This is a genomic window from Variovorax sp. P1_G12 (assembly GCF_056405555.1).
The window spans coordinates 72,440-89,635 of the sequence record NZ_JBFUBW010000020.1; the positions used below are offsets into that span (position 1 = coordinate 72,440).

Annotated in this window: 15 protein-coding genes; 13 read left to right on the top strand and 2 right to left on the bottom strand. The window is 70.1% G+C overall.

What is annotated here, in order from left to right; all coding sequences use genetic code 11:
- Nucleotides 1-48 precede the first annotated feature (48 nt).
- Together AC1D2O_RS22335 and AC1D2O_RS22340 are read right to left on the bottom strand one after the other, a co-directional pair.
- Entirely contained in the window at nucleotides 49-1,188 is a 1,140-nt protein-coding gene (locus AC1D2O_RS22335) for an acyl-CoA dehydrogenase family protein (protein WP_478087906.1), read from the bottom strand.
- On the bottom strand, nucleotides 1,185-2,420 hold the full coding sequence (locus AC1D2O_RS22340; RefSeq protein WP_478087904.1) for a CaiB/BaiF CoA transferase family protein: 1,236 nt from the start codon (nucleotides 2,418-2,420) through the stop codon (nucleotides 1,185-1,187). The genes AC1D2O_RS22335 and AC1D2O_RS22340 overlap by 4 nt, the downstream gene beginning before the upstream one ends.
- 92 nt (nucleotides 2,421-2,512) lie before the next feature.
- On the opposite strand from AC1D2O_RS22340, the gene AC1D2O_RS22345 reads away from it, so the two are divergent.
- The 13 genes from AC1D2O_RS22345 to AC1D2O_RS22405 all read left to right on the top strand — a co-directional run bounded on the left by AC1D2O_RS22345 (nucleotide 2,513) and on the right by AC1D2O_RS22405 (nucleotide 17,154).
- Complete coding sequence (locus AC1D2O_RS22345) at nucleotides 2,513-3,427, top strand: LysR family transcriptional regulator (RefSeq protein WP_478087902.1); 915 nt, start codon at nucleotides 2,513-2,515, stop codon at nucleotides 3,425-3,427.
- A 255-nt stretch (nucleotides 3,428-3,682) separates the two neighbouring features.
- Nucleotides 3,683-4,648 carry an ABC transporter substrate-binding protein gene (locus tag AC1D2O_RS22350; RefSeq protein WP_478087900.1) on the top strand — a complete coding sequence of 322 codons (966 nt, stop codon included), beginning with the start codon at nucleotides 3,683-3,685 and terminating at the stop codon, nucleotides 4,646-4,648.
- A gap of 31 nt (nucleotides 4,649-4,679) precedes the next feature.
- Nucleotides 4,680-5,522 (top strand): ABC transporter permease, encoded by an 843-nt coding sequence (locus tag AC1D2O_RS22355; protein ID WP_478087898.1) that lies wholly within the window; start codon nucleotides 4,680-4,682, stop codon nucleotides 5,520-5,522.
- Nucleotides 5,522-6,301, top strand: coding sequence for an ABC transporter ATP-binding protein (locus AC1D2O_RS22360; RefSeq protein ID WP_478087896.1), 780 nt, complete (start codon nucleotides 5,522-5,524; stop codon nucleotides 6,299-6,301). Before AC1D2O_RS22355 ends, AC1D2O_RS22360 begins: the two co-directional genes overlap by 1 nt.
- A gap of 22 nt (nucleotides 6,302-6,323) precedes the next feature.
- On the top strand, nucleotides 6,324-7,121 hold the full coding sequence (hutC, locus tag AC1D2O_RS22365; protein ID WP_478087894.1) for a histidine utilization repressor: 798 nt from the start codon (nucleotides 6,324-6,326) through the stop codon (nucleotides 7,119-7,121).
- 58 nt (nucleotides 7,122-7,179) lie between these two features.
- Nucleotides 7,180-8,817 carry a histidine ammonia-lyase gene (gene hutH / locus AC1D2O_RS22370; protein WP_478087892.1) on the top strand — a complete coding sequence of 546 codons (1,638 nt, stop codon included), beginning with the start codon at nucleotides 7,180-7,182 and terminating at the stop codon, nucleotides 8,815-8,817.
- A gap of 39 nt (nucleotides 8,818-8,856) precedes the next feature.
- On the top strand, nucleotides 8,857-10,575 hold the full coding sequence (gene hutU, locus AC1D2O_RS22375) for a urocanate hydratase (protein ID WP_478087890.1): 1,719 nt from the start codon (nucleotides 8,857-8,859) through the stop codon (nucleotides 10,573-10,575).
- A 21-nt stretch (nucleotides 10,576-10,596) separates the two neighbouring features.
- Entirely contained in the window at nucleotides 10,597-11,196 is a 600-nt protein-coding gene (locus AC1D2O_RS22380) for a HutD/Ves family protein (RefSeq protein ID WP_478157923.1), read from the top strand.
- Complete coding sequence (gene hutI, locus AC1D2O_RS22385) at nucleotides 11,193-12,437, top strand: imidazolonepropionase (protein WP_478087886.1); 1,245 nt, start codon at nucleotides 11,193-11,195, stop codon at nucleotides 12,435-12,437. Before AC1D2O_RS22380 ends, hutI begins: the two co-directional genes overlap by 4 nt.
- On the top strand, nucleotides 12,434-13,816 hold the full coding sequence (locus tag AC1D2O_RS22390; protein ID WP_478087885.1) for a formimidoylglutamate deiminase: 1,383 nt from the start codon (nucleotides 12,434-12,436) through the stop codon (nucleotides 13,814-13,816). Before hutI ends, AC1D2O_RS22390 begins: the two co-directional genes overlap by 4 nt.
- Before the next feature lie 4 nt (nucleotides 13,817-13,820).
- Nucleotides 13,821-14,639, top strand: a complete 819-nt coding sequence (hutG, locus tag AC1D2O_RS22395; protein WP_478157924.1) for an N-formylglutamate deformylase — start codon at nucleotides 13,821-13,823, stop codon at nucleotides 14,637-14,639.
- Nucleotides 14,636-16,024 (top strand): FAD-binding oxidoreductase, encoded by a 1,389-nt coding sequence (locus AC1D2O_RS22400; RefSeq protein WP_478087910.1) that lies wholly within the window; start codon nucleotides 14,636-14,638, stop codon nucleotides 16,022-16,024. The genes hutG and AC1D2O_RS22400 overlap by 4 nt, the downstream gene beginning before the upstream one ends.
- Nucleotides 16,021-17,154, top strand: a complete 1,134-nt coding sequence (locus AC1D2O_RS22405; RefSeq protein ID WP_478087882.1) for a histidinol-phosphate transaminase — start codon at nucleotides 16,021-16,023, stop codon at nucleotides 17,152-17,154. Before AC1D2O_RS22400 ends, AC1D2O_RS22405 begins: the two co-directional genes overlap by 4 nt.
- The last annotated feature ends 42 nt before the right edge of the window (nucleotides 17,155-17,196 follow it).

Here is a 17,196-nt window from a genome sequence, read left to right on the forward strand (position 1 = left end):
TACGTAAAGGTCAATTATGGGATGGCTGCCCGCATCGGGCAAGCAAGCTCAGCCCAGCACGATGCGCGCAATGATGTTGCGCTGGATCTCCGACGAGCCCTCGTAGATGCGCAGGATGCGCGCATCGCGCACGTAGCGCTCGAGCGGCATCTCGCGCGTGAAGCCGTAGCCGCCGTGGATCTGCAGCGCTGTGTCGGCAACGAAGGCCACCATTTCGGACGCATGGAGCTTGGCCATGGCGGATTGCAGCGTGAAGGGCTCGCCGGCCGTGCGCAGTGCCAGGGCCTGCATCGTGAGGCCCCACGAGGCTTCGAGCCGCAGCTTCATGTCGGCCAGCATCCACTGGATGCCCTGCTTGCCGGCCAGCGGCTCGCCGCCGATCTGCCGATCGCGGGCCCAGGCCACAGCCGCCGCCAGCGCGGCTTCGGCGATGCCGAGCGAGGTCGCGGCGACGTCGAGGCGGCTGTTGTCGAGCACCTTCATGGCGGTCCTGAAGCCGCTGCCTTCGTCGCCGAGGCGATTCGCGAGCGGGACGCTCACCGACTCGAAGGCGACCTCGAAGGCATGGCCGCCGCGGATGCCCATCAGCTTCTCGGGCGACGAGATGCGCACGCCCGGCAGGTCGGTGTCGACGATGAAGGCGCTGACGCCGCGCGCGCCGGCCGTGGCGTCGGTCTTGGCGAACACCACCAGGAATTTCGCCTCGGCCGCGTTCGAGATGAAGTGCTTGACGCCGTCGATGCGATAGTGGTCGCCGTCGCGCACGGCGCGCGTGCGCAGGTCGGCCGGGTGCGAGCCGCCGCGCGGTTCGGTGAGCGCGAAGCCGGCCAGCCACTCGCCGCTGGCGGCGCGCGGCAGGTAGCGCGCGCGCTGCGCATCGTCGCCGCCGATCAGCACGGCGTCGGTGCCCAGGTAGTGGGCGCCGATCATCGAGGAGGTCGCGGCGCAGGCGCGCGAGATCTCGACCAGGGACAGCAGCATCGCCGTCGGCGACACGCCGGGGCCGCCCCAGCGCTCGGGCAGGTTCATGCCCATCACGCCGAGCGCGGCGAGCTGCGGCACATGGCAGGTCGCCGAGCGCTCCTCCTCGTCGATGGCGCGCGCGAGCGGCGCGACGGCCTCGGCCGCATAGCGCGCGACCGCATCGGCCAGGGCCTGGTCTTCTTCGGTGACGCCGAGTCGTGTCATGTCGTTTCCTTGCGTGGTGAAGAGGAGGTCGCCGGGACGCCGAAGGCGCCGGCTTCGCGCAACTCGGCGAGCTTGTCGAGGCCGCAGCCCAGCAGGCTGGCGAGCAGTTCGTCGGTGTGTTCGCCGAGCGCGGGCGCGCGTGCGCTGCGGTTGGGTGCGGCGCCGTTGAAGCGCACCGGTTGCGTCGGCAGGCGCAGGCCGGGCAGGCGATCGTCATGAACCTCGCGCAGCAGTTCGCGCGCCTGGGCCTGCGGGGATTCCAGCGCCTGCGCGATGTTCCAGATCGGCGCGGCGGGCACGCCTGCGGCGTCGAGCCGGCGCACGACTTCCTCGACCGGATGCGCGCCGGCCCAGTCCTCGATCAGGCTGCGCAACGCCGGCTCCTGCTCGGAGCGCAACTCGTCGGTGGTGAAGCGCGGGTCCTGCACGAGTGCGGGGCGCTCCATCGCGACGGCCATCGCATCGAACAGTTTCTTGTTGAGCACCGCCAGCGCGAAGTGGCCGTCCTGCGCGCGATAGACGCCGAAGGGCGCCGACAACGGGTGCCGGTTGCCGACCCGCCGCGCCGGCTTGCCGGTGAAGAGATAGCGTGCCATGGAGGTTGCGAGAAAGCTCAGCGTGGTGTCGAACATCGCGACGTCGACGTGCTGGCCGCGGCCGGTGCGCTGGGTCTGCAGCAGCGCGGCCAGCGTGGCCCAGGAGGCGAACAGGCCGGCCACCACATCCGACACCGCCTCGCCGACCAGCGTGGGCGGGCCGTCGGGGTCGCCGGTCGCCTCCATCAGGCCGCTCATGGCCTGCACGATGATGTCGTAGGCCGGGCGATGGGCATAGGGGCCGGTCTGGCCGAAGCCCGAGACGCTGACATAGACCAGCTTCGGATTCAGCCGCGCGAGCGACTCGGGGCCGATGCCGAGCCGCTCGGCCACGCCCGGGCGGAAGTTCTCGACCACCACGTCGGCGCGGGCCGCGAGTTCGCGCACCAGCCGCACCGCATCGGGATGTTTCAGGTCGAGCACCATGCTCTTCTTGTTGCGGTTCATCACCGTGAAGAGCGCGCTCTGGCCGCTCTTCATCGGCCCGATGGCGCGGTAGTCGTCGCCCTGCGGCGGTTCGATCTTGATCACCTCGGCGCCCAGGTCGGCCAGCAGAGCGGTGGACAAGGGCCCGGCGAGCACGCGGGTGAAGTCGAGGATGCGGATGCCGTCGAGCGGACGGGCGGAGGCTGTCATGGTGGGGTCCTTTCGTGACCGGAAGGTCGCCATGGTCGGCCTCCATTGAATCAATTGAAAATACTCATCATTGATGCCTTGGATCAAGAAAGATGATTCACCTGAACCTTCGCCAGCTCGAATACTTCGTCGCCGCGGCCCGGCATGGCGGCGCCGCCCGCGCGGCCGAGGCGCTCAGCGTCTCGCAGCCGTCGATCTCCAAGGCCATCGCCGATCTCGAAGAACTCTGGGGCGAACCGCTGTTCGTCCGGCTGCACGCGCGCGGGCTCGAGTTGACTGCGGCCGGTGCGCTGCGCCATCGGGAGGCGCATGCACTGCTCGAGCAGGCGCGCACGCTGGCCGCGCCGCGCTCGGGCGAGCTGGCCGGCCTGCTGCGCGTCGGCTGCCTGAGCACCCTGGCGCCGCGCTGGCTGCCGGACATGCTGGCCCGCATGGCGGCGGACTGCCCGGCGATCGAAGTGCAGCTGGTCGAAGGCGACACCGAGACGCTCACGCGGATGCTGGAGCGCGGCGCGCTCGATGTCGCGCTGATGTACGACCTCGGCCTGGCGCGCGGCGTGCGGCTCGAGCCCGTGATGCAACTGCGCCCCTACGCGCTGCTGCCGTGGGGGCACCGGCTGGCCCGGGCCACGAGCCTGCGCATCGCCGACCTTGCGCGCGAGCCGCTGGTGCTGATCAACCTGCCGCACAGCCGCGAGTACTTTCTTTCGCTGTTCCGCGATGCCGGCGTCTCGCCGCGAATCGCGCACGAGAGCGCTTCGCTCGAAATGGTCCGCTCGCTGGTGGCGAACGGGCTCGGCGTCTCCTTGCTGACGACGCGGCCGCTGCGCGACCAGGCCTATGACGGCAAGCGCATCGCCTGCCGGCGGCTGCGCGGCCAGCTCGCGCTGCAGTCGGTGGTGCTGGCCTATCCGCCGCCGGGGAGCTTCGCTTCGCCGCTGGCCGAGCCCTTCGCGGCGGTCGTGCAGGCCAGCGTTTCGAGGCAGGCCGATGCCCTGACCCGCTAGCCGCTTCATCTGGCACGTCGTTTGCTTATCCTCATGCATTCGCCGCCGCCAGACCCTGTCTAGACAGCGTTTGGTGCATGAAACCGCTTTCGCGCCCTGACAAGGGGCCAAGCGGCGCTTGATCCGGACCGCAATTCCGGGTTAACCTGTATATACAGGTGCATCGCGGGGAATGAAACTCGGCCGCACTGCTGGAGTTCGCGTCTTTCGCGTCGCCGGCGAGCCGAAATTTTGAAACGCAACAGGAGAACCTGAATGGTCAAGACGGTAGCAAAGATCGCCTCGCTGATGGCGGCAGGTGCGTGCATCGCGGGCATGGCGACCAGCGCCCACGCACAGGACACCAAGATCACCCTCGGCATGTCGGGCTGGACCGGCTTCGCGCCGCTGACGCTGGCCGACAAGGCCGGGATCTTCAAGAAGAACGGCCTGGAGGTCGACCTGCGCATGATCCCGCAGAAGGACCGTCACCTGGCGCTGGCCTCCGGCGCGATCCAGTGCGCGGCCACCACGGTCGAGACGCACGTGGCCTGGAACGCCAACGGCGTGCCGATCGTGCAGATCTTCCAGATGGACAAGTCCTACGGCGCCGACGGCATCGCGGTGCGCAACGACGTCAAGAGCTTCGCCGACCTCAAGGGCAAGGCCATCGGCGTCAGCGCCCCGGGCACCGCGCCGTACTTCGGCCTGGCCTGGATGCTCAGCAAGAACGGCATGTCCATGAAGGACGTCAAGCTGGTCTCGCTCGAGCCCCAGCCCGCCGCCCAGGCCTTCGTGGCCGGCCAGAACGACGCGGCCATGACCTACGAGCCCTACCTCTCGACCGTGCGCGCCAATCCCACCGCCGGCAAGATTCTCGCCACCACGCTCGACTACCCGATGGTGATGGACACCGTGGGCTGCGCCCCGACCTGGCTCAAGTCCAACGCCAAGGCAGCCCAGGCGCTGGCGAATTCGTACTTCGAGGCCCTCGACATGATCAAGACCGACCCGGCCAAGGCGAACGAAATCATGGGCGCGGCGGTCAAGCAGACCGGCGAGCAGTTCGCGAAGTCGTCGGCCAACCTGCGCTGGTCGGACAAGGCGGCCAACCAGAAGTTCTTCGCCAACGACATCGTGCCGTTCATGAAGGACGCGCAGGCGATCCTGCTGGAGTCCGGCGTGATCCGCAAGGCGCCCGACGACCTCAACGCCACCTTCGACACCAGCTTCATCAAGTAACGGACCATCGATCATGAGCGCGACGCCTGTCATGAACTCAACCAAGCCGGTGAACCTCGGCGCCTCGGCCACGCCCGCAGAGCCACGCCGGCGCCGCGCGCTGGCGCCACTCGAGCCCGTCAGCGCGCGGGCGCGCTGGCTGCTCGGCGTCGGCTTCTTCGTGGTCTTCGTGGTGGTCTGGGCCTTGTTCACGCTCGGCGGCTTCGTCTCGCCGACCTTCCTGGCCAGCCCGGTCACGATGGTCAAGGAGGCCGTGCTGCTCTTCACCGAGTACAACTTCAGCCACGACATCGGCATGACGGTGTGGCGCGTGTTCGGCGGCTTCGTGCTGGCGACCGTGGTGGCGGTGCCGCTGGGCATCGCGATGGGCACGTGGAAGAGCGTCGAGGCCTTCTTCGAGCCCTTCGTCTCGTTCTGTCGCTACCTGCCGGCCTCGGCCTTCATTCCGCTGCTGATCCTGTGGGCCGGCATCGGCGAAACGCAGAAGCTGCTGGTGATCTTCATCGGCTCGGTGTTCCAGATCACGCTGATGGTGGCGGTCACGGTGGGCAGCGCGCGGCGCGACCTGGTCGAGGCCGCCTACACGCTGGGCGCCAACAGCCGCGGCATCGTCGCCCGGGTGCTGATCCCGGGCGCTGCGCCCGGGATCGCCGAGACGCTGCGCCTGGTGCTCGGCTGGGCCTGGACCTATGTCATCGTCGCCGAGCTGATCGGATCTTCTTCCGGCATCGGCCACATGATCACCGACAGCCAGGCGCTGCTCAACACCGGGCAGATCATCTTCGGGATCATCGTGATCGGCATCATCGGGCTCATCTCCGACTTCGCCTTCAAGGCGCTCAACCGCCGTCTCTTCGCCTGGAGCACCCTGTGATGAATCAGCTGTCCATTCGCGGTGTCTCGCGCACCTTCACCGGCACGCGCGGCCAGAGCACGCAGGCGCTGCTGCCGGTCGACTTCGAAGTGCGCGAGAACGACTTCGTCACCATCCTCGGCCCCTCGGGCTGCGGCAAGTCGACCTTGCTGCGCATCGTGGCCGGACTCGACTACCCGACCGGAGGGCGCGTGCTGCTCGACGGCCAGACCATCGAGGGCCCGGGCGCCGATCGCGGCGTGGTGTTCCAGAGCTATACGCTGTTCCCCTGGCTCACCATTGCGCAGAACATCCGCTTCGGACTGCGCGAGCGCGGCATGAGCGAGGCCGACCAGAAGGAGCGCAGCGACTTCTTCATCGCCAAGGTCGGCCTGCGCGGCTTCGAGAACCACTTTCCCAAGCAGTTGTCGGGCGGCATGCAGCAGCGCACCGCGATCGCCCGCGCACTCGCCAACGACCCCAAGATCCTGCTGCTCGACGAGCCCTTCGGTGCGCTCGACAACCAGACCCGCGTGCTGATGCAGGAACTGCTGCTGGGCATCTGGGAGTCGGCCCGCAAGACCGTTCTGTTCGTCACGCACGACATCGACGAGGCGATCTTCATGGCCAACCGCGTCGCGGTGTTCAGCGCCCGGCCCGGCCGCATCAAGACCGAGATCGCGGTGGACTTCCCGCATCCGCGCCATTACACGATCAAGACCTCGCCCGAGTTCATGGAGATCAAGGCGCGCCTGACCGAAGAGATCCGCGCCGAGTCCATGGCCGCCGCCGAGCATTGATCCACGCCGCACGAAAGACCGCATGACAGCCGCCAGCCTTCGCAAAGCCACCGACGCCCGTCGCAGCGCGCATCCGCGTGCCGCGGCCTCGACGTCCCCCGCGCTGGCGCTGTACGAGCAGATCAAGGCCTTCATCACGCACAAGATCCAGGACGGCTCCTGGAGCGCCGGCCACCGCCTGCCGTCGGAGAGCGAGCTGGTGGCGCAATTCGGTGTCGCCCGCATGACGGTCAACCGCGCGCTGCGCGAACTGGTCGAGCAGGGGCGCATCGTGCGGGTGGCCGGCGTCGGCAGCTTCGTGGCCGAGGACAGGCCGCAGTCGACCCTGCTGCAGATCGCCAACATCGCCAGCGAGATCCGCGAACGCGGCCACGACTATCGCTGCGAATTCCTGGCCGCCGAGCGCGTCGCCGCCTCGCCCGACGTGGCGGTCTGGCTCGACCTGCGGCCCGGCGAGTCGGTCTTCCACACGGTCTGCCTGCACCTGGAGAACGAGACCCCGGTGCAGCTCGAGGATCGCTATGTCAACCCGCGCGTGGTGCCGGATTTTCTCGAGCAGGATTTCTCGCTCGTCCCGCCGAGCGAGTACCTGGTGCGCAACGTGCCGTTCGACCAGATCGAGCATGTGGTCGATGCCGTGCTTCCGACCTCCGAGCAGGCCGAGCGCCTGGACATGCCGGTGACCGACCCCTGCCTGCTGCTCACGCGCCGCACCTGGACCCGGACCCAGCCGGTGACGGTGGTGCGCTGCCTGCATCCCGCCTCGCGCTACCGGCTCGGCAGCCGGTTCCGCGCCGACGGCAATCCCTCTTTCGGCTGAGCGCGCACGCCGCGCTTCGCCTTTCGCACGAACCTACTTGTATAGACAGGAGAACCCCATGAACACCACCCCCCTCGGCACCGCACCGATCGTCCTCGCGCCCGGCGACGTCGACCTTGCCACGTTGCGCCGCGTGCATGCCGGCGGCGTGCAGCTGTCGCTCGACCCGTCGGCCCGCGCCGGCCTGCTGGCGGCCCAGGCCACGGTGCGCCGCATCGTCGAGGCGGGCGAGGTGGTCTACGGCATCAACACCGGTTTCGGCAAGCTGGCGCAGACCACCATCCCGCCCGAGCGCCTGGCCGAACTGCAGCGCAACCTGGTGCTGTCGCACAGCGCGGGCACCGGCGAGCCGCTGGCCGCCGGCGTGGTGCGGCTGGTGCTCGCGACCAAGGCCGTGAGCCTGGCGCGCGGGCATTCGGGCGTGCGGCCCGAGATCGTCGATGCGCTGCTCGCGCTGTCGAACGCTGGCTTGCTGCCGCGCATCCCGTCGAAGGGGTCGGTCGGGGCCTCGGGCGATCTGGCGCCGCTGGCGCATCTGGCCTGCGTGCTGATCGGCGAGGGCGAGGTCACGGCGCCCGATGGCGAAGTCATCAATGGCACCGACGCGCTGGCGCGCATCGGCCTCGCACCCTTCGTCCTCGGCCCAAAGGAAGGACTGGCGCTGCTCAACGGCACCCAGGTGTCGACCGCGCTGGCGCTGGCCGGCCTGTTCGGCGCCGAGGACGTGTTCGCGGCCGGCCTGATGGCGGGCGCGCTGTCGCTGGAAGCCATCCAGGGATCGATCAAGCCCTTCGATGCCCGCATCCACGCCGCGCGCGGCCAGCCGGGCCAGATGGCGGTGGCCGGGGCGGTGCGTGCACTGCTCGAAGGCAGCGAGATCCTGCCGTCCCATGCCGACTGCGGCCGGGTGCAGGACCCGTACTCGATCCGCTGCGTGCCGCAGGTGATGGGCGCGTGCCTGGACAACCTCGCGCATGCGGCGCGCGTGCTGCGCATCGAGGCCAATGCGGCTTCGGACAACCCGCTGGTGTTCGACAACGGCGACGTGATCTCGGGCGGCAACTTCCACGCCGAACCGGTGGCCTTTGCGGCCGACATCATCGCGCTCTCGGTGGCCGAGATCGGCGCCATCTCTGAGCGCCGGATGGCGCTGCTGCTCGACAGCGGCCTGTCGGGCCTGCCGCCGTTCCTGGTGCGCGACGGCGGCGTCAACTCCGGCTTCATGATCGCGCAGGTCACGGCCGCGGCGCTGGCGTCGGAGAACAAGTCGCTCGCCCATCCGGCCAGCGTCGACAGCCTGCCGACCTCGGCCAACCAGGAAGACCATGTGTCGATGGCCACCTTCGCGGGCCGCCGGCTCGGCGAGATGGTCGAAAACACAGCCGTGGTCGTCGGCATCGAGGCGATGGCTGCGGCGCAAGGCATCGAATTGAAGCGCGGCAGCACGACGGCCCCCACGCTCGGCACTGGCGTGTCCTCGCTGCCCCCCGAGGGGGCGCAGCCCGCCTTGGGGCGGCCCGGCGCCGGGCTGAAGAGCTCGCCCCTGCTCGAAGCCGAATTCGCCGCCATCCGCGAGCGCGTCGCCTTCATCGAACAGGACCGTTTCCTCGCACCGTCCATCGAAGCCATGCGCCTGTGGGCACGCCAGGGCCAATGGCCCGAAGCCGTGCAAGCCATCCTGCCCAGCCACGCCTGAATCTCTTCCATCCGAACCGACATCGAAAGGAACACCGCCATGAACGCACCCGACAAATTCCTCGCCCAGTCCGCCGACCCCCGCCATGACGCAAGCCGCGTGATCCGCGCGCCGCGCGGCAGCACGCTCAACTGCAAGAGCTGGCTCACCGAAGCCGCGTTCCGCATGCTGCAGAACAATCTGGACCCCGAAGTTGCCGAGCGCCCGCAGGACCTCGTGGTCTACGGCGGCATCGGCCGCGCCGCGCGCGACTGGGCCTCGTTCGACCAGATCCTGGCGTCGCTGAAGGAACTGAACGACGACGAGACGCTGCTGATCCAGTCGGGCAAGCCGGTGGGCGTCTTCAAGACCCACGAGAACGCGCCGCGCGTCTTGCTCGCGAATTCGAACCTGGTGCCCAAGTGGGCCACCTGGGAGCACTTCAGCGAGCTCGACCGCAAGGGCCTGATGATGTACGGCCAGATGACCGCCGGCAGCTGGATCTACATCGGCAGCCAGGGCATCGTGCAGGGCACCTTCGAGACCTTCGTCGAGGCCGGCCGCCAGCACTACAACAACGACCTCGCGGGCAAGTGGATCCTGACCGCCGGCCTGGGCGGGATGGGCGGCGCGCAGCCGCTGGCCGCGACGCTGGCGGGCGCGGTCTCGCTCAACATCGAGTGCCAGCAGGCCAGCATCGACTTTCGCCTGCGCACGCGCTATCTCGACAAGCAGGCCAAGGACATCGACGACGCGATCGCGCTGATCAAGCAGCACACGGCGGCCAAGGAGGCGGTGTCGATCGGCCTGCTGGGCAATGCGGCCGAGATCCTGCCGGAGCTCGTGAAGCGCGCCCAGGCCGGCGGCCTCAAGCCCGACCTCGTGACCGACCAGACTTCGGCGCACGACCTCGCCAGCGGCTACCTGCCGATCGGCTGGACCCTGGCGCAATGGGAGGCCGCCAAGGCCGACGCGACCCAGCACCCCACGCTTCGCAAGGCGGCGGCCAAGTCCTGCGCGGTGCACGTGCAGGCCATGCTCGACTTCCAGGCGATGGGCATCCCGACCGTCGACTACGGCAACAACATCCGCCAGGTGGCGTTCGACGAGGGCGTGAAAAACGCGTTCGACTTCCCGGGCTTCGTGCCGGCCTACATCCGGCCGCTGTTCTGCGAGGGCAAGGGGCCGTTCCGCTGGGTTGCGCTCTCGGGCGACCCGGAGGACATCTACAAGACCGACGCCAAGATCAAGGAGCTGTTCCCCGACAACAAGCACACCCACCGCTGGCTGGACATGGCGCGCGAGCGCATCGCCTTCCAGGGCCTGCCGGCGCGCATCTGCTGGCTGGGGCTGGGCGAGCGCGAGAAGGCCGGGCTGGCCTTCAACGAGATGGTGAAGTCGGGCGAGCTCAAGGGCCCGATCGTGATCGGCCGCGACCACCTGGACACCGGCTCGGTGGCGAGCCCGAACCGGGAAACGGAAAGCATGAAGGACGGCAGCGACGCGGTGTCGGACTGGCCGCTGCTCAACGCGCTGCTGAACACCGCGGGCGGCGCGACCTGGGTCAGCCTGCACCACGGCGGCGGCGTGGGCATGGGCTACTCGCAGCATTCGGGCGTGGTGATCGTGGCCGACGGCACCGAGGCGGCGGCCCGGCGCCTCGCGCGCGTGCTGTGGAACGACCCCGCCACCGGCGTGATGCGCCATGCCGATGCCGGCTACGACATCGCGATCGCGACGGCGAAGAAGCAGGGCCTCAACCTGCCGATGATCAAGTAAGCCGCGCGAGGAGCCGGGCCCGTGGCACTCCAACGCTTCGACATCGCCTCGCTGGCCGCCTCGCCGTGGAAGAACGGCGGCGGCACCACGCGCGAGATCGTCTGCTCGCCGGCGGGCGCGGACATGGACGGCTTCGACTGGCGCGTGAGCATCGCGACCATCGACCGGCCAGGGCCGTTCTCCGCCTTTGCCGGCATCGACCGCGTGATCATGCTGCTCGAAGGTGCCGGCGTGCGCCTGCATTCGCAGGACGGCCGCATCGACCATCGGCTCGACCTGTCGCATGTGCCGTTCGCCTTCGCCGGCGACGCGGCGCTGGACTGCGATCTGCTCGGCGGCACGTCGACCGACTTCAACCTCATGACGCGCCGCGGCCGCGTCAGCGCCGATTGGCGGCTGCTGCGCGCGACCGCCGACATCGCGCCCGCCGAGCGCGGCCTGCTGATGGTCCTCGGCGGCCGCTGGCGGCTCGACGCCTTCGACTGCGGGCCGGGCGAGGGCGTGTGGTGGGACGGCGGCTCGCGCGGATGGCAGGCGCATCCGCAGGACGCCGATGCCGCACTGATCGCGGTGCGGCTCGAATCGACAACCCGTACGACCACCATGGGTGGATCCGCATGAACTTCTCCGCACTCCCTTCCGCCGACGGCGTCTGGACGCAGCTGCGCCTCGCGCCCGGTGCACTCGCCGGCGACGACATGCCATGGGCCGAGGCCGCGATCGTCGTGGCCGACGGCAAGATCGCCTGGATCGGCGAACGCGCATCGCTGCCCGGCCAGTTCGCCGGGCTGCGGCGCTTCGACGGCGGCGGTGCAATGGTCACGCCCGGCCTGGTCGATTGCCACACCCATCTGGTCTATGGCGGCCAGCGCGCCAACGAGTTCGCGATGCGGCTCGCCGGCGCGAGCTACGAAGAGGTGGCGAAAGCCGGCGGCGGCATCGTGTCGTCGGTGCGCGCCACGCGCGAGGCCGACGAGGACACGCTCTACGCGCAGGCTGCGCCGCGCCTCGAGCAACTGCTCGCCGACGGCGTCTGCGCCATCGAGATCAAGTCGGGCTACGGGCTCGCGCTGGCACACGAGCGCAAGCAGCTGCGCGTCGCGCGCCGGCTCGGCGAGGCCTATGGCGTCACGGTGCGCACCACCTTTCTGGGCGCCCACGCGCTGCCGCCCGAGTACGCGGGCCGCAGCGGCGACTACATCGACCTCGTCTGCCGGGAGATGATGCCGGCGCTGGCCGAAGAAGGGCTGGTCGATGCGGTCGACGTGTTCTGCGAACGCATCGCCTTCTCGCTGGCCGAGACCGAGCGCGTGTTCCAGGCGGCCAGGGCGCTCGGGCTCCCGGTCAAGCTGCATGCCGAGCAACTCTCGGACATGGGCGGGGCCGCGCTGGCGGCGCGCTACGGCGCGCTGTCCTGCGACCACATCGAGCACCTGTCGGCCGAAGGCATCGCCGCGATGCGCGCGTCCGGCACGGTGGCCGTGCTGCTGCCCGGCGCCTACTACACGCTGCGCGACACCCACCTGCCGCCGATCGAGGCGCTGCGCGCGGCCGGCGTGCCGATGGCCGTTTCCACCGACCACAACCCCGGCACCTCGCCGGCGCTGAGCCTGCTGCTGATGGTCAACATGGCCTGCACGCTGTTCCGTCTCACGGTGCCCGAGGCGCTGGCCGGCGTCACCCGCCATGCGGCGCGCGCGCTCGGCCTGCAGCAGACGCATGGCGCGCTGCATCAGGGACAGCCGGCCAACTTCGTGCTCTGGAACGTGCGGGAGGCCGCGGAACTCGCCTACTGGTTCGGCCAGCGGCCCGTGCGCTGCGTGGTCCGGCAGGGCCGCGTCGCCGTGGAGCAGGCGGCATGACGCGCACGCTATTCGCGGCCGATGCGCTGCTGCCGACCGGATGGTCGAAGAACGTGCTGCTGGCCTGGGACGAGGCCGGCCGGCTCACGCAGGTGCAGCCCGAGGCCGCGCAGCCCTCCGGCACGCCCGCATCGAGCGGCCCCGTGATCCCCGGCACGCCGAACCTGCATTCGCACGCCTTCCAGAGAGCCTTCGCAGGCCTCACCGAGCACCGCGCCGAGCAGCAGGACAGCTTCTGGAGCTGGCGCACGCTCATGTACCGCTTTGCCGCGCGCCTCGCACCGCAGCACATGGAGGCCATCGCCACCTGGCTCTATGCCGAGATGCTCGAAGCGGGCTACACGAGCGTGTGCGAATTCCAGTACGTGCACCATGACACCGGCGGCCGTCCCTACGCGAATGACGCGAGCCTGAGCCTTGCGCTCCTGCGCGCCGCGCAGCGTACGGGCATCGGCTTCACCCTGCTGCCCGTGCTCTACCAGTCCAGCGGCTTCGGCGGCCTGCCACCCAACGAGGGGCAGCGTCGCTTCATCCGGTCGACCGAATCGATGCTTCGCCTGCTCGAAGCGCTGAGGCCGGTGTGCGACGCGCAGGGCGCGCGGCTCGGCCTCGCGCCGCATTCCCTGCGTGCCGTTGCGCCCGACGCCTTGCGCGATGCCCTCGCAGGCCTCGAAGCGCTCGACCCCACGTCGCCGATCCACATCCACATCGCCGAGCAGACCAAGGAGGTCGACGACTGCCTGGCGTGGAGCGGCCAGCGTCCCGTGGCCTGGCTGCTCGACCATGCACCGGTCGATGCGCGCTGGTGCCTGGTCCATGCCACGCACATGGATGCGAACGAGTACCGGCGCGCGGCGATGAGCGGCGCGGTCGCCGGCCTGTGTCCGACGACCGAGGCCAATCTCGGCGACGGCATCTTCGACTTCGCGGCCTGGCGCCACCACGGCGGTGCCTGGGGCGTCGGTTCCGACAGCCACGCCTGCGTCAACGCGGCGGAGGAGCTGCTGATGCTGGAGTACAGCCAGCGCCTGGCCACGCGGCAGCGCAACGTGGGCGCCGATGGGTCGCACCCCCAGGTCGCGACCGCGCTCACGCTGGCGGCCGTGCGGGGCGGCGCGCAGGCCGCGGGCCGCGCCGTCGGCGGCCTGGCGGTGGGGCAGCAGGCCGACTTCGTCGCGCTCGATGCCCGCCACCTCGCGCTGCAGGGGCTCGCCGCGCCCGACATGCTCTCGGCCCACGTCTTCGCCAGCCACCGCACCTCGGCCATCGATGCCGTGTGGGTGGCCGGCCAGACGCGCGTCGCCGGCGGCCGCCACGCATTGCACGACGAAGCCGCGGCCGCCTTCGTGGCCGCGCGCACCCAACTTCTCGAGGATTGAACCCATGAGCTTCACCACACCCGAGCCCCCCTTCCGCTTCCACCCCGGCAAGCGCCCCCTCCTGATCTCGATGCCGCACGTCGGCACCTATGTGCCGCCGCAGCTCGCGGCGCGCTTCACCGACGAGGCCCGCCAGGTGCCCGACACCGACTGGCATCTCGAGCGCCTGTACGACTTCGCGGACGAACTCGGCGCCTCGCTGCTGATCGCCACGCACTCGCGCTACGTGGTCGACCTCAATCGCCCGCCCGACGGCGCGAGCCTCTATCCGGGCCAGAGCGTCACCGGCCTGTGTCCGGTCGACAGCTTCGACGACACGCCCCTCTATGCGGCCGGCGACGTGCCCGGCGAAGCCGAGATCGCGCAACGTCGCGACGCCATCTGGCAGCCCTACCACCGCCAGCTCGCGGGCGAGCTCGAGCGCTTGAAATCGCTGCACGGCGTCGCCGCGCTGTGGGACGCACATTCGATCCGCTCCGTGCTGCCGCGCTTCTTCGACGGCAAGCTGCCGGACCTCAACCTCGGCACCGCCCAGGGCGCCAGTTGCGATCCGGTCCTGGCGCAGTCGCTGCTCGATATCGCCGGGCAGGCGCCGGGATTCACGTCCGTGCTCAACGGCCGCTTCACCGGCGGCTACATCACGCGCCAGCACGGCCGGCCGGCGCAGGGCGTGCATGCCGTGCAGCTCGAGATGACGCAATGCAGCTACATGCAGGAGGCGCTGCCCTTCGACTACCTGCCCGAGCGCGCCGCCCGCGTGCAGCCGCATGTGCGGCGCATGCTCGAAGCGGTGCTGGACTTCGTCGAACGTCGCCCGGGCTGAACGGCGTGGAATTCCTCGCCGCGCTGGCGCGGTCCGTCGGCGCCGATCGCCTGCAGACCGGCGACGCCATCCCCGCGCGCCACCACGCCGACTGGAGCGGTGCGCCGCCCGTGGCGCCGATGGCCCTGGTGCGCCCGCGCAGCACGGAAGAAGTCTCGGCGGTGCTGCGCCTGTGCAGAGAGTACCGCGTGCCGGTGGTGCCGCAGGGCGGCCTCACCGGGCTCGCGGGCGCGGCGGTGCCGAGTCCCGGCGCCATCGCGCTCTCGCTCGATCGCATGAGCGCCATCGAATCGGTGGATGCGGCGGCGTCCACCCTGACGGTGCAGGCCGGCGCCACCCTGTCGGCGGTGCAGGAGGCCGCCGCCGCGCAGGGCCTGCAGTTCGGCGTCGACCTCGGCGCGCGCGGCTCCTGCCAGATCGGCGGCAACCTGTCGACCAATGCCGGCGGCAACGGCGTGCTGCAGTTCGGCATGATGCGCGAGCAGACGCTGGGCCTCGAGGTGGTGCTGGCCGACGGCAGCGTGCTACCGATGCTGCGGCCCATGCTCAAGAACAACACGGGCTACGACCTGAAGCAGTTCTTCATCGGTGCCGAGGGCACGCTGGGCGTGATCACGCGCGCGGTGCTGCGCCTGTATCCGGCGCCCCGTGCACGCGCCACCGCGCTGGTTGCACTCACCGATTTCGACGCCGCGCTGGCGCTGCTGGGCCGGCTGCAGGCTCGCTTCCCGCGCGCGGTGGCGGCCTTCGAACTCATGTGGCGCGACTTCGTCGAGACCTCCCTGAAATGGCAGGGGCTGCGCGAGCCTTTCGAGGCGGTGCATCCGTTCGCGGCGCTGGTCGACGTGGTCGGCGACGACGAGGCCTCGCTGCGTACGGTCCTCGAGGAGACGCTGGGCGAGGCGATGGAAGCCGGGCAGGCGAGCGATGCGGCCATCGCGCAGTCCCAGGCGCAGGTCCAGGCGTTCTGGAAGATCCGCGAGGCCACCGCCGAGCTGCCGGTCCACATGCATCCGCCGATCAATTTCGACGTCAGTCTCCCAATGGCCGAGATCGGCCGGTTCGCCGACGCCTGCCGCGCTGCCTTCGATGTGCGCTGGCCGGGCCACCACTCCCTGTTCTTCGGCCACGTGGGCGACAGCAACCTGCACATCACGACCGACGGCCGCTCGATCGGCGGCCAGGAGGCGCAGATCGAAGCGCTGGTCTACGAGCAGGTCGCCGCGTTCGGTGGCAGCGTCTCGGCCGAGCACGGCATTGGCCTGCACAAGAAACCCTATCTGTCGGCGAGCCGCAGCCCGGCCGAGCTGGCCGCCATGCGCGCGATCAAGCGCGCGCTCGATCCCCTCCACCTTCTCAATCCCGGCAAGGTATTCGACCTATGAACGCATCCCCATTCCAGGGCTTCGCCCGTCCCGAAGTCGCGCCGCTGCCGCCCTACAACGCCGGCTTGTCTTCCGAGGTGGTGCGCGCGCGCTACGGCGTCAGCGAGATCAGCCGGCTGGCGAGCAACGAGAACCCCTTCGGCGCCAGCCCGGCGGTGGCGCAGGCGCTGGTCGGCCTGGCGCAGCAGGTCAACAACTATCCCGATGCCGCCTGCACCGCGCTGCGCACCGCGATCGCCGGGCGCTGCGGCGCCGGGCCCGGCCAGATCGTGATCGGCAGCGGCTCCGAGGACATCCTGCAGATGCTGTGCCTGGCCCTGCTGTCGCCGGGCGACCGGGTGCTCACGCAGCGCCCCGGCTTCGGGCTGCACGAGATCTTCCCGCGCATGATGGGGGCCGAGGTCGAGGCGCTGGCGCTCACGCCCGCGCTCGAATTCGATCTCGACGCCTGGTGCGAGGCGCTGGCGCGCGGGCCGAAGATCGCGATGATCGCCAATCCGTCGAATCCCGTCGGTTGCATGTTCGATGCGGCCGCCTTCGAGCGCCTGCTCGCGGCCACGCCGGCCGGCACGCTGCTGGTGCTGGACGAGGCGTACTACGAGTACGCGCGGCTCGCGCCCGGCTTCCCGGATGCGCTGGCCGCACTGCGCGACCAGCAGCGGCCCTGGATCGTGCTGCGCACCTTCTCCAAGGCCTGGGGCCTGGCCGGGTTGCGCGTCGGCTACGGCATCGCCTCCGACGCCGCGCTGGTGCAGCTGCTCGACCGGGTGCGCACGCCCTTCAACGTCAACCAGGCGGCGCAGGCGGCGGCGCTGGCCGCGTGGGGCGACGAGCCTTTCATGGCCCATGCAGTGGCGCAGACCGTGCAGTACCGCGAATCGCTGGTGGCGCAACTGCGCGCGCTGGCGCTGCCCGGAATGCGGATCGCGCCGTCGGCGGCGAACTTCCTGTTCATCGATCTCGGGCGTCCGAACGGACCGGTCAACGAGGCCCTGCTGGCGCGCGGCATCATCGCCAAGCCCTGGAAGGAGCCCGGCTTCGAGACCTTCATCCGGGTGTCGATCGGCATGCCGGCGGACAACGAGCGCTTGCTGCGCGCCTTGCGCGAGATCGTCGGCGAGGCGCCGTGACCCTTTTCAGGGGGCCGGGGCGCTGACGGCCAAGACCCGACG

Coding starts and splice junctions, on each gene's coding strand:
- AC1D2O_RS22335 (WP_478087906.1), bottom strand. CDS start 1,188: ATGACACGACTCGGCGTCACCGAAGAAGACCAGGCCCTGGCCGATGCG.
- AC1D2O_RS22340 (WP_478087904.1), bottom strand. CDS start 2,420: ATGACAGCCTCCGCCCGTCCGCTCGACGGCATCCGCATCCTCGACTTC.
- AC1D2O_RS22345 (WP_478087902.1), top strand. CDS start 2,513: ATGATTCACCTGAACCTTCGCCAGCTCGAATACTTCGTCGCCGCGGCC.
- AC1D2O_RS22350 (WP_478087900.1), top strand. CDS start 3,683: ATGGTCAAGACGGTAGCAAAGATCGCCTCGCTGATGGCGGCAGGTGCG.
- AC1D2O_RS22355 (WP_478087898.1), top strand. CDS start 4,680: ATGAACTCAACCAAGCCGGTGAACCTCGGCGCCTCGGCCACGCCCGCA.
- AC1D2O_RS22360 (WP_478087896.1), top strand. CDS start 5,522: ATGAATCAGCTGTCCATTCGCGGTGTCTCGCGCACCTTCACCGGCACG.
- hutC (WP_478087894.1), top strand. CDS start 6,324: ATGACAGCCGCCAGCCTTCGCAAAGCCACCGACGCCCGTCGCAGCGCG.
- hutH (WP_478087892.1), top strand. CDS start 7,180: ATGAACACCACCCCCCTCGGCACCGCACCGATCGTCCTCGCGCCCGGC.
- hutU (WP_478087890.1), top strand. CDS start 8,857: ATGAACGCACCCGACAAATTCCTCGCCCAGTCCGCCGACCCCCGCCAT.
- hutI (WP_478087886.1), top strand. CDS start 11,193: ATGAACTTCTCCGCACTCCCTTCCGCCGACGGCGTCTGGACGCAGCTG.
- AC1D2O_RS22390 (WP_478087885.1), top strand. CDS start 12,434: ATGACGCGCACGCTATTCGCGGCCGATGCGCTGCTGCCGACCGGATGG.
- hutG (WP_478157924.1), top strand. CDS start 13,821: ATGAGCTTCACCACACCCGAGCCCCCCTTCCGCTTCCACCCCGGCAAG.
- AC1D2O_RS22405 (WP_478087882.1), top strand. CDS start 16,021: ATGAACGCATCCCCATTCCAGGGCTTCGCCCGTCCCGAAGTCGCGCCG.